Origin of the sequence: Arenimonas daejeonensis (assembly GCF_007993735.1) — a bacterium.
Lineage (GTDB): Bacteria > Pseudomonadota > Gammaproteobacteria > Xanthomonadales > Xanthomonadaceae > Arenimonas > Arenimonas daejeonensis.
On sequence record NZ_CP042453.1, the window covers coordinates 2,927,982 to 2,942,035 of the forward strand.

The window sequence follows — 14,054 nt, forward strand, 5'->3', positions numbered from 1 at the left end:
GGATCAGCCCATCAGGGCCGCGATCACCGCCATGCGCACCGGCAGGCCGTTGGCGACCTGCTCCAGGATCACCGACTGCGGGCCATCGGCCACGCCGCCGTCGATCTCGACGCCGCGGTTCATCGGCCCGGGGTGCATCACGATCGCATCGGGTGCCGCCCGCGCCAGCCGGGCCGGGCTGAGGCCGTAGTCCTTGTAATAACCGTCCAGCGAGGGCACCAGGCCTTCCTCCATGCGCTCGCGCTGCAGGCGCAGCATGATCGCCGCGTCCACGCCGGCCACCGCCTGGTCGAAGTCGTGGAAGACCCGGCAACCCTGCAGCACATCCTCGTCCGGCAGCAGGTTGGCCGGGCCGCAGACGCGGATCTCGCCGCAGCCCAGGGCACGCAGCGCGTGCAGGTCGGAACGCGCGACACGCGAGTGTTTCAGATCGCCGGCGATCAGCACCTTCAGTCGCGAGAAGTCGTGCCCCTTGTGCTGGCGCAGGGTCAGCATGTCCAGCAGGCCCTGGGTCGGGTGCGCCGCGCGGCCGTCGCCGGCATTGATGATGCGGGTCCCGGGCGCCGCACCCGCGGCCAGCGCCGCGACCGCGCCGTTGTCGGCATGGCGGATGACGAAACAATCCACGCCCATTGCTTCCAGCGTCCGGAGAGTGTCGAGCGCGCTTTCGCCCTTCTTGGTGGACGAGGTCGAGACGTCGAAATTCAGCACGTCCATGCCCAGCCGGGTGGCGGCCAGCTGGAAGCTGCTGCGGGTGCGGGTGGAGGTCTCAAAGAACAGCGTGCACAGCGTGCGGCCCGCCAGGCGCGCACGTTGGCCGGTGCCACCCAGCGCATCGGGGCGCAGCGCCTGCGCGGCATCCAGCAATTGCGTGAGCGTGGCCGCCGGAAGGTTTTCCAGCGTCAGCAGGTGGCGCAGGCGGCCGTCGGGGTGGAACTGCAGGTCGGTCATGGGCGGGCGGGTTCGGCGTCGAGGGATAGGCGGGAATCGGGTTCGGACAACCAGCGTTCGAGGATGACCACGGCGGCCAGCGCATCCAGCTGCGAGGCCTGATGCCGCTTGCGGGCACCGGCGGCGCGTGCGGCGGCGAACCGCTGGGCGGCCTCGATCGAGCTGCGGCGTTCGTCCACCTGCTGCACCGGCAGCGCATACCGTTTGGCCAGCTCCCGGGCAAACCCCCGGGCGCGCTGGCGGATCGGCTGGTCGCCGCCGTCCAGCGTGGCCGGGTCGCCGACCACCAGGCCATCGGGTCGCCATTCGCGTACCCAGCGGTCCAGCTGCGGCCAGTCCGGCCCGGACGCATGCACGTCCAGCACGCCGACTTCGCGTGCACTCTGGGAGACGGTATTGCCCACGGCGACGCCGATGCGGCGTGCGCCGACATCGAAGCCCAGCAGGGTGGTCGGGTTGTTCATGAGTGCCCGGCGTAACCGGCCAGGCGCGCCAGGTCCACGCCGGCGGAGCGCGCGGCCGCCTGCCAGCGCTGGTCCAGCGGCGAATGGAAAAGGATCCCGTGGTCGGCCGGCACCGTCAGCCAGCTGTTTTCGACCAGTTCGGCTTCCAGCTGGCCCGCGGTCCAGCCCGCATAACCCAGGGCGACCAGGACATTGCCGGGGCCGTCGCCACCCGCCATGGCGGCCAGGATGTCGCGCGAGGTGGTGACGGCCAGGCCGCGGCCGAAACGCAGGGTCGAACCCCATTCGCGTGGATCGTCGTGCAGCACGAAACCGCGGTCTGGCTGTACCGGACCGCCAGCGACAAGGGGCCGGCTGGAAAGTTCGTCGGAACCGGGCGCCAGTTCCATCTGCGCCAGCAGTTCGCCCAGGTGTAGTCGGCGGCGCGGTTGATGACGATGCCCATGGCGCCATCGGCATCGTGCTGGCAGATCAGGGTCACCGAATGGTGGAAGTTCGGGTCTTCCAGTGTCGGCATGGCGATAAGGAAGTGGTCGGCCAGGTACTGGCCGGGGTGGACCGGGCCACGGGGGACGGGCCGGACGGGTTCGGGGCGCGCGACATGGCGACATTCTAGCGCGCCGGCCCGCCGGGACTGTCGGCAGGTTCGGCCGCGATGAAAAAGAAACGCCGGGCAAGCCCGGCGTTCCGGTGAACAGGGAACGGCCGGGGCTACTTGGCCTCGGACAGCTCCACGCCATCCAGGCCCTGGGACAGGGTGCGGGCATCGCCGCCCTGGGCCAGCTTGATCTTCAGGCGCACCTCGTTGGCCGAGTCGGCGAAACGCAGGGCGTCCTCGTAGCTGATCTCGCCCGCCTGGTAGAGCTCGAACAGGGCCTGGTCGAAGGTCTTCATGCCCAGGTTGGTCGACTCCTTCATCACGTCCTTGATCTTGTGGATCTCGCCGTCGCGGATGTAGTCCTGCACGAGCGGCGTGCCCAGGAGGATTTCCATGGCGACACGCCGGGACTTGCCGTCCGGCGTCGGGATGAGCTGCTGCGCCACCACACCCTTCAGGTTCATCGAAAGGTCCATCAGCAGCTGGCTGCGGCGGTCTTCCGGGAAGAAGTTGATGATGCGGTCCATCGCCTGGTTGGCGTTGTTGGCGTGCAGGGTGCACAGCACCAGGTGGCCGGTTTCCGCGAACGCGATCGCATGGTCCATGCCCTCGCGGGTACGCACCTCGCCGATCATGATCACGTCGGGCGCCTGGCGCAGGGTGTTCTTCAGCGCCGCTTCCCAGCTGTCGGTATCGATGCCGACTTCACGCTGGGTGATGATGCAGCCCTCGTGCTTGTGCACGAATTCGATCGGGTCCTCGATGGTGATGATGTGGCCCGAGGAGTTCATGTTGCGGTAGCCGATCATGGCCGCCAGCGAGGTGGACTTACCCGTGCCGGTGGCGCCCACGAACAGGATGATGCCGCGCTTGGTCATCGCCAGCGACTTGATGACCGCCGGCAGGTTCAGTTCCTCGACCGTGGGAATGCGCGTCTCGATGCGGCGCAGCACCATGCCGACCTGGTTGCGCTGGTAGAAACACGACACACGGAAACGGCCGACGCCGGACACGCCGATGGCGAAGTTGCACTCGTGGGTCTTTTCGAACTCCTCGCGCTGCGAGGGGTTCATGACGTTCAGCACCAGGTCGCGGGACTGCTGCGGCGTCAGTGGGTTCTGGGTGATCGGCGAGAGCTTGCCGTTGACCTTCATTGACGGCGGCACGCCGGCCGTGATGAACAGGTCCGAGGCCTTCTTGTGCGCCATCAGCTTCAGGAAGGAGGTGAAGTCGATGCTGCTCATGCGTGCTCCTGTGCTGCGCCCGTGGCCTTGGCCCGGGCGCGGTGTTCATGCGGCATCCTGCCAGCCCCCACCGGCATGGACGTCATTCGAAAAGCTTCTTTTCCTTGGCGTATTCCTTGGCCTGCAGCTTCGTCACCAGGCCACGCTTCACCATGTCCTGCAGGCACTGGTCGAGCGTCTGCATGCCGTACTGCTGGCCGGTCTGGATGGACGAGTACATCTGCGCCACCTTGTCCTCGCGGATCAGGTTGCGGATGGCCGGGGTGGCGATCATGATCTCGTGCGCCGCGACGCGGCCGCCGCCGACCTTCTTGAGCAGCGACTGCGAGATGACCGCACGCAGGGACTCGGACAGCATCGAGCGCACCATCGGCTTTTCGCCGGCGGGGAACACGTCGATGATGCGGTCGATGGTCTTGGCCGCGGACGAGGTGTGCAGGGTGGCGAACACCAGGTGGCCGGTCTCCGCGGCGGTCAGCGCCAGGCGGATGGTTTCAGGTCGCGCATCTCGCCGACCAGGATGTAGTCGGGGTCTTCGCGCAGGGCCGAGCGCAGGGCCTCGTTGAAGCCGTGGGTGTCGCGGTGCACTTCGCGCTGGTTCACCAGGCACTTCTGCGAGGTGTGCACGAACTCGATCGGGTCCTCGACGGTGAGGATGTGGCCGAATTCGTTCTTGTTGACGCTGTCCACCATGGCCGCGAGGGTGGTTGACTTGCCCGAGCCGGTCGGGCCGGTCACCAGCACCAGGCCCTGGGGCTGCTGCACCAGTTCGGAGAAGATCTTGGGCGCGGCCAGTTCCTCGAGCGTCAGGATCTGGCTGGGAATGGTACGGAACACGGCGCCGGCGCCGCGGTTCTGGTTGAAGGCGTTGACGCGGAAGCGCGCCAGGCCGGGGATCTCGAAGGAGAAGTCGACCTCGAGGAACTCCTCGTAGTCGCGCCGCTGCTTGTCCGACATGATGTCGTACACCAGCGCATGCACCTGCTTGTGGTCCAGGGCGGGGATGTTGATGCGGCGGACGTCGCCGTCCACGCGGATCATGGGCGGCAGGCCGGCCGACAGGTGCAGGTCGGAGGCCTTGTTCTTGACCGAGAATGCCAGAAGTTCGGCGATGTCCATCTTCAAATCCCCTTAGCGGCGCATCCAATTAATGAATAGGCGATCGCGTGCCCCCGGGGCAGTATAGCGCTATCCACGAAGGTCAATACCATCCATGGAATCGTTCGCCCGGACCCTGCACGGCGTCTTGCAAGATATTGAAAACGCGGCAAAGCTGGCCGGCCGGCCAGGGGCCGTGAAGCTGCTGGCGGTGTCCAAGACCCGCCCTGCGGAAGCGGTACGCGCCCTGGCCGCGGCGGGCCAGCGGGCCTTCGGCGAAAACTACGTCCAGGAAGGTACGGCCAAGCGCCTGGCCCTGGCCGACCTGCCGCTGGATTGGCACCTGATCGGCCACCTGCAGTCGAACAAGTGCCGCGAGGCGGCCGAACATTTCGACTGGGTGCATTCACTTGACCGGGCCAAGCTGGTCGATGCCCTGGACCAGGCCCGGGCCGCGGACCGGCCGCCGCTGAACGTGCTCATCCAGGTGAACGTGGACGGCGAGGCCAGCAAGTCCGGCTGTGCCCCCGGCGAGGTCGCTGCCCTGGCCGACCGGGTCGCAGCCGCACCGCGGCTGCGGCTGCGCGGGCTGATGGCGATCCCCGAACCGCATCCCGACCCCGCACACCGGCGCGATGCCTTCCGCCGGCTCAAGCAGCTTTACGACACGCTCGCCGCACGCCACCCGGACGTGGATACGTTGTCCATGGGCATGAGCGAAGACTTCGCGCTGGCGATCGCCGAGGGCTCGACGATGGTGCGCATCGGCACGGCGCTGTTCGGCGCGCGTGACTGATGCGGCCCGCTTCCTTTACCTTGCCTCCATGGACAGACACCCGATCGTATTCATCGGCGGCGGCAACATGGCCCGCAGCCTCATCGGCGGACTGATCGCCCGGGGCCACGCGCCGGAAGCCCTGCGCGTGGCCGAGCCGGTCGCCGCCCTGCGCGAAGCCCTGGCCACCGACTTCGGCGTGCGTGTCCGCGAGACCGGCGTAGAGGCGGCCGACGGCGCCGGTACCTGGCTGCTCGCGGTCAAACCGCAGGTCATGCGCGACGTCTGCGAATCGCTGGCGCCCCTGGCCCAGGCGCAGCGCCCGCTGCTGGTGTCCATCGCTGCCGGCATCACCACCGATCAGATCGACCAGTGGCTGGGCGGTGGCCAGGCGGTGGTGCGCAGCATGCCCAACACCCCGCCCTGCTCGGCGCCGGCGCCACCGGCCTGTACGCCAATGCCCGCGTCACGCCCGACCAGCGGCAGGCCGCCGAGGCCCTGATGCAGGCCGCCGGCATCACCGCCTGGATCCCCGAAGAGTCGCTGATGGATGCAGTCACCGCCGTATCCGGCAGCGGTCCGGCCTATGCCTTCCTGCTGGCCGAGGCCATGCAGGCGGCGGGCGAAGCCCAGGGTCTGGCGCCCGATACCGCCCGCACCCTGGTGCTGCAGACGATCCTGGGCGCGGCGCGCATGCTCAGCGAATCCGGCGAACCGGCGGCCGTGCTGCGGCAGCGCGTCACCTCTCCCGGCGGCACCACCCAGGCAGCGATCGAGAGCTTCGAGGCCGGCGGCTTCCGGCAGCTGGTGGACCAGGCCATCGCCGCCGCCACCCGGCGCGGCCGCGAGCTGGCCGGTGGCGGCTGAACCCTTCACGCCCCGTGGATGACAGGCCGTGGCCGCAGCGCGATGATGCTTTCCCGCCCCGAGGAGGTCCGGCCATGATCCGTCACCGCTTCCTTGTCCTGATCGCCGTGCTCTGCGGCCTGGCGCTGCCGGCCGTGGCGCAGAACTCGGTCCGCTCCGGCGACCTGGTGGTGCACTACAACGCGGTACCGACCACCAGCCTGACGCCCGACGTCGCCCGCCAGTACGGCATCACCCGGTCGGCCAACCGCGCGCTGGTGAACATCTCGGTCCGTCGCGGCACGCCCGGCGCCGACGAAGCGGTGCCGGCACAGGTCAGCGTCGCGGTCACCAACCTCAACGGCCAGCGTTCGGCCCTGCGCGTGCGCGAGGTGCGCGAGGGCGAGGCGATCTACTACCTGGCCGAAGCCCGCATCCAGGGCCACGAGACCCTGGACTTCGAAGTCGAGGTCACGCCCGAAGGCGCGACCGCGCCGGTGCAGGCCAGCTTCCGCCAGGAGTTCTTCCCCCAGTGAGCCTGCTGCTGGTTCGCCACGGACAGGCGAGCTACGGCGCCGCCGACTACGACAACCTGTCCGAACGCGGGCAACTGCAGTCGCGCCGGCTGGGCGAGTGGCTGGTGCGCGGCGGGCACCGGTTCAAGGCCGTGGTGGTGGGCGGCATGCGCCGGCACCGGCAGACCGCCGACGGCATCGTGGCCGCGTTCGCGGCCCAGGGCCTGGAACTGCCCGAACCGGTCGCCGACGAAGGCTTCGCGGAATTCGACCACCAGGCCGTCTTCGGTGCCTGGCTTTCGCGTTATGCCGACCACCCCGTCGCCATCGCCAGCCGCAGCGGCAACCCGCGCGACGTCGGCGCGATGCTGCAGGCCGCGCTGCTGGCCTGGGCCCGCGACGAACTGCCTGGCCTGCCGGAATCCTGGGCGGCCTTCGGCACGCGGGTGCAGTCGGCCGGCCAGCGGCTGGAGGCGCTTGCAGGCGATGGCGAGGCCCTGGTGCTGAGTTCGGGCGGCGTGATCTCGCGCCTGGCGCAGATGGCGCTGGACGTGCCGGACCACCGCGCGGTGGAACTGAACCTGGCGCTGCGCAACAGTGCGCTCAGCGAATTCCACCCGCACGGCGGCCGCCTCCGCCTGGGCAGCTGGAACGCGCTGCCGCACCTGCACGGCGAGCGCGAGCTGTGGACGTATTACTGAAGATGCACCCCTGACCCGGCGCCCCGGCGCCTCCGCGAGAACCCGATGACCGAGCCGCGCCCCGCCACGCTTTTCCCCTTCTCCGATCGGTCGCGCGAACTGCAGGCGCGGGTCGCTGCCTTCGTCGCCGACAAGGTGATCCCCGCCGAAGCGGAGTTCGCGGCGCATGCTGCCGATCCGGCGACGCGCTGGACGATTCCGGCGAAGCTGGAGGCCTTGAAGGCCGAAGCAAGATCCGCCGGCCTTTGGAACCTGTTCCTGCCTGACGCGAAACTCGGCGCGGGCCTGAGCAACCTCGACTACGCGCCGATCGCCGAGATCACCGGCCGCTCGCTGCACGCGCCGGAGGTTTTCAACTGCAGTGCGCCCGACACCGGCAACATGGAAGTGCTGGCGCACTTCGCCACGCCCGAACAGCAGGCGCCCTGGCTGCCGAAGCTGCTGGCCGGCGAGATCCGTTCCGCCTTCGCCATGACCGAGCCGGACGTCGCCAGCTCCGACGCCACCAACATCGCCCTGCCGATCGTGCGCGAGGGCGATCAGTACGTGATCAACGGCCGCAAGTGGTGGACCACGGGCGCCGGCGACCCGCGCTGCCGGATCCTGATCGTGATGGGCGTGACCGACCCGGACGCGCCGGTGCACCGGCGCCAGTCCATGGTGCTGGTGCCGATGGATACACCCGGCGTGCGCGTCGTGCGCCCCCTGACCGTGTTCGGTTACGACGACGCGCCGCATGGCCATGTCGAGATCGAGTTCGACAACGTGCGCGTGCCGGTGGCCAACCGGCTGCGCGAATCCGGCAGCGGCTTCGAGATCGCGCAGGCGCGGCTGGGGCCGGGGCGTATCCACCACTGCATGCGGCTGATCGGGCTGGCGCAGCGTGCGCTGGAGGCGATGCTCGAACGCGCCCGTTCGCGCGAGGCTTTCGGCCGGCCGATCGGCCAGCACGGCATGGCGCAGGAGGCGATCGCGCTGAGCCGCTGCGAGATCGAGCAGGCGCGGCTGCTGACGCTGCAAGCGGCGGCGGCGCTTGATGCGTTCGGGTTGCATGGGAAAAAGCGGGTGGCTCCACGTCGCCCAGCGATCAGGCGGGAATCCAGCAGGCCCGCGACCTTGTTGGAATGATCAAGATCATCGCCCCGCGCATGGCCTGCGCGGTGATCGACCGGGCGATGCAGGTGCACGGCGCCGGTGGCCTGTCGCAGGACCATTTCCTGGCCCAGGCCTATGCCGGTGCGCGCTCGCTGCGGCTGGCAGACGGCCCGGACGAGGTGCACATCGCCTCGCTGGCGCGTTCGATGCTCAAGGGCTGAACGATGCCGTTCACGCCGATCCACCTCGGGCCGGGACTGGTGTTCAAGGCCATCGGCGGGCGCCGCTTCAGCTTCATGGTGTTCGGCGGTTCGCAGGTGCTGATGGACATCGAGCCGCTGGTCGGCATCCTGCGCGGCTGGCCGGTGCTGCATGGCTACACGCACACGGTGGCGGGCGCGCTGGTGATCGGCACCATCGCAGGGATCATCGGCCGGCCGATCAGCGAATTCGCGCTGCGCCTGCTGCGCATCGCCCATCCTCCCTTCACCTGGAGCGCGAGCTTCATCGGCGCCTACGTCGGGACCTTCTCGCACATCGCGCTGGACGCGATCATGCACGCCGACATGACGCCATTCTGGCCGCTGCTGGCCGGCAATCCCTGGCTCGGTGCGGTCTCGATCGAAACCCTGCACCTGGCCTGTTTCGTTTCCGGCGGCCTGGGCCTGGCGCTGGTCGGCGGCCAGGCGCTGGCACGCCGCCACAAGGAATCCGCCACGCCATGACCGACCGGCTCGCCCTGCCTGCGGAAACGCTGGCCGCCTATCTGCAGAACAACGTGCCGGATTTCCGCGGCCCGCTGACCGCGACCAAGTTCAAGGGCGGGCAGTCGAACCCGACCTATCTGATCGAAGCGGCCAGCGGCAAATACGTGCTGCGCCGCAAGCCGCCGGGCCAACTGTTGCCTTCGGCGCATGCGGTGGACCGCGAGTTCCGCGTACTGGCCGCGCTGCACGGCGGCCCGGTGCCGGTGGCGCGCCCGCTGCACCTGTGCACGGACGAGTCGGTGATCGGCTCGATGTTCTACCTGATGCAGTTCGTGGACGGCCGCATCTTCTGGGACCCGTCGCTGCCGGACGCGACACCGGCCGAACGTGGCGCCCTCTACGACGCGATCATCACGACAATGGCGGCGATGCACACCGTGGAGCCGGCGGCCGTGGGCCTGGCCGACTACGGCAAGCCCGGAAACTATTTCGAACGTCAGCTCAGGCGCTGGGGCGAACAGTACCGCGCCAGCGAGACCCGGCCGATCCCGGCGATGGACGCGCTGATCGAAAAACTCCCGGTCCGTTGCCTCGCCGACGACGGCAGCGTGGCGCTGACGCATGGCGACTTCCGCATCGACAACCTGATGTTCGACCCGGCGCAGCCGCGCGTGATCGCCATCGTCGACTGGGAGCTGAGCACGCTCGGCCACCCGCTGGCCGACCTCGGCTACTTCTGCATGGCGCTGCGGCTGCCGCGCAACCCGGCCCTGCCCGGCCTGGCGGGCCTGGACCGCGCGTCGCTCGGCATTCCCGACGAAGCCGCGCTGCTGGCGCGGTATTCCGAGCTCACCGGACGCGACATCCCGGCCGACTGGCCCTTCGTGCTGGCCTTCAGCTTCTTCCGCCTCGCCGCCATCGCGGGGGGCGTGGCCAAACGCGCCGAACAGGGTAATGCGTCCAGCGAACAGGCGATGCAGGCGGGCCGCATGACCGGAATGCTGGCGGAGCTGGGGCTCGACGCACTGGAGACGCCTTGGCAATGAACCGCATTCTGCTGAGCGCCTGCCTGGTCGCCGCCACGCTGCCACTGCCATCCGCGTCCGCCCAGTCGCCAGCGGATACATCGCTTCCCGTACCCACCTTGCTGCGTTTCACCGACGGGGCGGCGAATGCTCTGGGAATCGACCTGCTCCGGAACATGCAACTGCCGGAGGGGCAGCGGGAAATCCGCCTCTGGGTCGGTTTCGGCACGATCGCACCTGAAACCCTGCTGCGATTCCGCACTGGAATTGGCGGCCATACGATCGGAACCCTTCATCTGCACGCCAGGTCCACGGAAGAGTCTTCTGATCCCGAAATGCGCGACTGGTTCCGTCAGCAGACGGAAATGTATTGCGTCGACTACAAGATCAAGGACGGCGAACAGGCATGTACGGTGCGGTTCCGCAGCACCCCGCAATGGGCCTCCATTCTTCGTAACCTCGAGGCAAATGATCTGGAGAAACTTCCGGACGAATCGGAACTCCCGGAGACTGACTTTGTCGTGATGGACGGGTCCTGCCTGGTGGTCGAGCTGCTGTACGGGTCAAGGTATCGAACCTACAAATACTGCAACCCGATTTTCCGGGATGAGCCCGAAGCCGTGAAGGCTTCGATCATCATGAACGCCGTCAGCGACCTGTACTTGAAGGCCGCTGTGGAGAACGAACGTTAACGCGCAGGCCGCTCCGCCCATCGGGTGATGAACCCGGCCATATCGCGCACACCGTCGGTCAGCGCCGCGGGGCCGGGCTGCAGGATGACCGGCGACTTGATCTCGTGCAGTTCGCCGTCGCGCACGGCAGGCACGTTTTCCCAGCCCGGGCGCGTGGCGACCTTGCCAGGCTGGAACTTCTTGCCGCACCAGGAGCCGAACACGATGTCCGGCGCGCGGGCGATGATTTCCGTGTCGTCGGGCAGGATGCGGTTCTTCGCCAGCGACTCGGCGGCACGCTCGGGGAAGATGTCGTCGCCGCCGGCGATGCGGATCAGCTCCGCGACCCAGCGGATGCCGGTGATGCGCGGCTCGTCCCACTCTTCGAAATAGACCTTCGGGCGGCGAGGCAATTTCGCCGACTCGGCTTCGATGACGTCGAGGCCACGCTTGAGCTCGTCCGCATAGGCATCGGCGCGACCGCCGGCACCGACCAGCGCGCCCAGCCGCCGCACGTAGTCCAGGATCTCCGCCACGCTGCGGTGGTTGCTGATCCACACCTCCACGCCATGCCGGATCAGCTCGGCGGCGATGTCGGCCTGGATGTCGGAGAAGCCGACCACGAAATCGGGTTTCAGCTTCAGTATCTCGCCGATCTTGGCCGAGGTGAACGCGCTGACCTTCGGCTTTTCCTTGCGCGCCCGCGCCGGCCGCACCGTGAATCCGCTGATGCCGACGATGCGGTCCTGTTCGCCCAGCGCGTACAGGACTTCGGTCGGCTCCTCGGTCAGGCAGACGATGCGGCGCGGACCGAAACTCACGGATACAGCATCCGCTTGGACCAGGTGCCGTCCACGCGCGAGTAGTGCTGGCGTTCGTGCAGGCGGTAACGGGCGCCGTACCAGAACTCGATCATCTCCGGCACGACGCGATAACCGGACCAGTGGGGAGGACGCGGCACGTCCATGCCCTCGAACTTCTTCTCGAAGGCGTCGATACGCGCCTCGAAGGTGTCGCGCGCATCCAGCGTCTGCGACTGCAGCGAGGCCCAGGCGCCGATCTGGCTGGGCCGCGGCCGCGAGGCGAAATAGGCTTCGGCCTCGTCCAGCGACACCGGCTCCACCGTGCCCTCGATCTTCACCTGCACCTGCTCGCGCAGCGTCTTCCACAGGAACAGCAGCGCCGCCTGCGGATTGGCCGTCAGCTGGTGGCCCTTGCGGCTGTCGTAGTTGGTGTAGAACACGAAACCGCGCGCGTCGAAGGCCTTCAGCAGCACGGTGCGCGCCGAGGGACGGCCCTGCGCGTCGGCGGTGGCGACCGTCATCGCGGTCGGGTCGGGGTCGCCGGCGGCCTTGGCTTCCTCGAGCAGCTTGGCGAAGGTGTCCAACGCTTCCGCGTACAGGTCGGTCATCGGCGCATCCTCGTTTTCGCTGGTCTCGGGGTTTCGCTATTGTCCGCCGATGCCGCCCGAACTGCACCCCGCCGCGGGATTCGCTCCCGGTTTCGTCGCCGACCGGCTGGACGAGGCCCTGGCCCTGCCCGGCCCGATGCCCGTGTATGGACTGGCGGGACTGCCGGGCAGCGGCAAGTCCACGCTGGCGGCACAGATGGCGGCATTGGCCGCGTCGCGCCGGCTGGTTGTGGCGGTGCTGTCCATCGATGACGTCTATTTCGGCCGGCGGCAGCGGCAAGCGCTGGCGCGGCGCGTGCATCCGCTGCTCGCCGACCGCGGCCCGCCGGGCACGCACGACCTGCCGCTGGCGCTGGCCACCCTCGATGCCCTGCGACACGGCGGATCCGTGGCCCTGCCCAGCTTCGACAAGCTGGCCGATACCCGCCGGCCGCCGTCGCGCTGGCCGCACGTGGCGGCGCCGCCGCGCCTGGTCGTGTTCGAGGGCTGGTTCCTGAAGACGCCGGCGCAGGCGCCCGGCAACCTGGCCCTGCCGATCAACCGGCTGGAAACCGAAGAAGACGGCGACGGCCTCTGGCGCCGCTACTGCAATGACGCGCTCGGCGGCTACGCGCCGCTGTGGCAGCAACTGGACTGGCTGACCTGGTTGCAGCCGCCCGGCTTCGAGACCGTGTTCGAGTGGCGCTGGCAGCAGGAAACGCGGCTGCAGGCGAAACACCCGCAGCGCACCGGCATGGACCGCGCCCGGCTGGGGCGCTTCCTGCAGTTGTTCGAACGGGTCGGCCGGCAGGCGATGCGCACGCTGCCGGGCATCGCCGAGCGCGTGATCGCGCTGGACGACGCGCGCAGGCCGATCAGCTGACGATGAAACTCACGCGCATGTTCACGCGCCACTCGGTCACGGCGCCGGCGCCGTCGGTCACGACCTTGATGTCGTTGACCCAGGCACCTGGATGTTCTTCACGCTCTTGGCGACCTTCTTGAGTCCCGCCTGCACGGCGTCCTCGATGCCTTTCTTGGAGGACGAAGAAACTTCGATCACCTTGGTGACAGTAGCCATGACCTTCTCCTGTGCGAAGCCCGGAAGGGGCCCGGCCAACTATACGCCCGGCTCCGCCAGCATCGCCGCATAGCCGCTGCGATAGTCGGCGTGTGCCGGCGACCAGCCGGTGGCGCGCAGGCGGGTATTGCGGATGCGGCGCCCGCTCTCTTCGCCCGTGGCGGCGGCCACGTCCGGCCGCCCTCCTGGTAACGCAGCCAGGCCAGGACCTCGTCTTCACGCGCCGGCAGGTCGTCGCTGCCAGGTAAAGCGACTCCGGCGCTGCAATGTCCAGCAGGCACGACAATGCGGAAGCCGCGTCTTCGACATGGATGCGGTTGGTCCAGTGCGGCCGTCCGGGCTCACCGGCACGGGACTTGCGCAGCATCATTTCCCGCCCCGGACCGTAGAGTCCCGACAGCCGCAGCGCGATGCCGCCGGCATGCGCCGACAGCACCTGTTCGGCCGCCAGCAGCGCCTGGCCGTTGAAGGCCTGCGGCAGCGGTGGCGTGGCTTCGTCCACCCATTCGCCGGCGTCCTCGCGATAGACCGCCGTCGAGGACACGAACAGCACCCGCGGCGCGTCGCAGGCATCGAGTAGACGACGCAGGCCGTCCACGTACAGCGCTCGATAGGCCGCCTCGTCCCGGCGGTCGGGCGCCGCGCAGAACACCAGCGCTTCGACACGCCGCGGCAGCCGCGACAGTCCTTCGCCGCTGGCCAGGTCGGCGCGCACGCCGCGCACACCGGGAGACATCGCAACGTCGCGACGCCGCACTGCGATCACGTCATCACCCAGCAACACCCGCCGCAACGCCAGCCGGCCACCGACGTCGCCGGCGCCGGCGATCACCAGCCGCCGGCCCGAAGCGCCAGCACCGGCGCGGTTCTGCGACGAAGGATCCATGCCGGGA

15 protein-coding genes and 5 pseudogenes are annotated in these 14,054 nt (G+C 68.8%); 10 read left to right on the top strand and 10 right to left on the bottom strand.

Annotated features, from left to right (window positions below; translation table 11 throughout):
* Nucleotides 1-3: 3 nt before the first annotated feature.
* The 5 genes and pseudogenes from FRZ33_RS14450 to FRZ33_RS14470 form a co-directional block, all read right to left on the bottom strand.
* Nucleotides 4-951 (bottom strand): aspartate carbamoyltransferase catalytic subunit, encoded by a 948-nt coding sequence (locus tag FRZ33_RS14450; RefSeq protein ID WP_146910457.1) that lies wholly within the window; start codon nt 949-951, stop codon nt 4-6.
* Complete coding sequence (gene ruvX / locus FRZ33_RS14455; protein WP_146910458.1) at nt 948-1,415, bottom strand: Holliday junction resolvase RuvX; 468 nt, start codon at nt 1,413-1,415, stop codon at nt 948-950. Before ruvX ends, FRZ33_RS14450 begins: the two co-directional genes overlap by 4 nt.
* Nucleotides 1,412-1,896: pseudogene (locus tag FRZ33_RS14460) on the bottom strand (YqgE/AlgH family protein). Before FRZ33_RS14460 ends, ruvX begins: the two are co-directional and overlap by 4 nt.
* Nucleotides 1,897-2,126: 230 nt before the next feature.
* Nucleotides 2,127-3,257 (bottom strand): PilT/PilU family type 4a pilus ATPase, encoded by a 1,131-nt coding sequence (locus FRZ33_RS14465; RefSeq protein WP_146910459.1) that lies wholly within the window; start codon nt 3,255-3,257, stop codon nt 2,127-2,129.
* Nucleotides 3,258-3,339: 82 nt separating this feature from the next.
* A pseudogene (locus FRZ33_RS14470) lies at nt 3,340-4,376 on the bottom strand (type IV pilus twitching motility protein PilT).
* A 94-nt stretch (nt 4,377-4,470) separates the two neighbouring features.
* Between FRZ33_RS14470 and FRZ33_RS14475 the strand changes: the two are divergent.
* The 9 genes and pseudogenes from FRZ33_RS14475 (at nt 4,471) to FRZ33_RS14510 (ending at nt 10,711) form a co-directional block, all read left to right on the top strand.
* Entirely contained in the window at nt 4,471-5,151 is a 681-nt protein-coding gene (locus FRZ33_RS14475) for a YggS family pyridoxal phosphate-dependent enzyme (protein WP_146910460.1), read from the top strand.
* 28 nt (nt 5,152-5,179) lie between these two features.
* Nucleotides 5,180-5,997 (top strand): annotated as a pseudogene (gene proC, locus FRZ33_RS14480) (pyrroline-5-carboxylate reductase).
* A gap of 74 nt (nt 5,998-6,071) precedes the next feature.
* Nucleotides 6,072-6,512, top strand: coding sequence for a DUF4426 domain-containing protein (locus FRZ33_RS14485; RefSeq protein ID WP_146910461.1), 441 nt, complete (start codon nt 6,072-6,074; stop codon nt 6,510-6,512).
* Entirely contained in the window at nt 6,509-7,192 is a 684-nt protein-coding gene (locus tag FRZ33_RS14490) for a histidine phosphatase family protein (RefSeq protein ID WP_146910462.1), read from the top strand. The genes FRZ33_RS14485 and FRZ33_RS14490 overlap by 4 nt, the downstream gene beginning before the upstream one ends.
* Before the next feature lie 45 nt (nt 7,193-7,237).
* On the top strand, nt 7,238-8,320 hold the full coding sequence (locus FRZ33_RS14495) for an acyl-CoA dehydrogenase family protein (protein WP_265468646.1): 1,083 nt from the start codon (nt 7,238-7,240) through the stop codon (nt 8,318-8,320).
* Nucleotides 8,317-8,508 (top strand): acyl-CoA dehydrogenase family protein, encoded by a 192-nt coding sequence (locus FRZ33_RS17130; RefSeq protein WP_265468647.1) that lies wholly within the window; start codon nt 8,317-8,319, stop codon nt 8,506-8,508. Before FRZ33_RS14495 ends, FRZ33_RS17130 begins: the two co-directional genes overlap by 4 nt.
* A gap of 3 nt (nt 8,509-8,511) precedes the next feature.
* Nucleotides 8,512-9,012 carry a metal-dependent hydrolase gene (locus FRZ33_RS14500; protein ID WP_146910463.1) on the top strand — a complete coding sequence of 167 codons (501 nt, stop codon included), beginning with the start codon at nt 8,512-8,514 and terminating at the stop codon, nt 9,010-9,012.
* Nucleotides 9,009-10,040 (top strand): phosphotransferase family protein, encoded by a 1,032-nt coding sequence (locus FRZ33_RS14505; protein WP_146910464.1) that lies wholly within the window; start codon nt 9,009-9,011, stop codon nt 10,038-10,040. The genes FRZ33_RS14500 and FRZ33_RS14505 overlap by 4 nt, the downstream gene beginning before the upstream one ends.
* Nucleotides 10,037-10,711, top strand: coding sequence for a hypothetical protein (locus FRZ33_RS14510; protein WP_146910465.1), 675 nt, complete (start codon nt 10,037-10,039; stop codon nt 10,709-10,711). Before FRZ33_RS14505 ends, FRZ33_RS14510 begins: the two co-directional genes overlap by 4 nt.
* Here the strand turns inward: FRZ33_RS14510 and FRZ33_RS14515 are convergent.
* A complete protein-coding gene (locus FRZ33_RS14515; protein ID WP_146910466.1) occupies nt 10,708-11,511 on the bottom strand; it encodes an ABC transporter substrate-binding protein in 804 nt (267 codons plus the stop codon). The two genes, FRZ33_RS14510 and FRZ33_RS14515, sit on opposite strands and share 4 nt — an antisense overlap.
* The gene (gene pdxH / locus FRZ33_RS14520; protein ID WP_146910467.1) at nt 11,508-12,101 is read right to left on the bottom strand and encodes a pyridoxamine 5'-phosphate oxidase; all 594 of its coding nucleotides are present in this window, start codon (nt 12,099-12,101) and stop codon (nt 11,508-11,510) included. The genes FRZ33_RS14515 and pdxH overlap by 4 nt, the downstream gene beginning before the upstream one ends.
* 49 nt (nt 12,102-12,150) lie before the next feature.
* On the opposite strand from pdxH, the gene FRZ33_RS14525 reads away from it, so the two are divergent.
* Complete coding sequence (locus FRZ33_RS14525; RefSeq protein ID WP_146910468.1) at nt 12,151-12,963, top strand: kinase; 813 nt, start codon at nt 12,151-12,153, stop codon at nt 12,961-12,963.
* On the opposite strand, the pseudogene FRZ33_RS14530 reads toward FRZ33_RS14525, so the two are convergent.
* From FRZ33_RS14530 to FRZ33_RS14535, 3 genes and pseudogenes are all read right to left on the bottom strand, one after another.
* Nucleotides 12,956-13,161, bottom strand: a pseudogene (locus FRZ33_RS14530) (dodecin family protein). The gene FRZ33_RS14525 and the pseudogene FRZ33_RS14530 overlap by 8 nt on opposite strands.
* Nucleotides 13,162-13,200: 39 nt before the next feature.
* A complete protein-coding gene (locus FRZ33_RS17135; protein WP_265468648.1) occupies nt 13,201-13,332 on the bottom strand; it encodes a hypothetical protein in 132 nt (43 codons plus the stop codon).
* Between the two features lie 229 nt (nt 13,333-13,561).
* A pseudogene (locus tag FRZ33_RS14535) lies at nt 13,562-14,047 on the bottom strand (NAD-dependent epimerase/dehydratase family protein); the annotation flags it as partial.
* Nucleotides 14,048-14,054 lie beyond the last annotated feature (7 nt).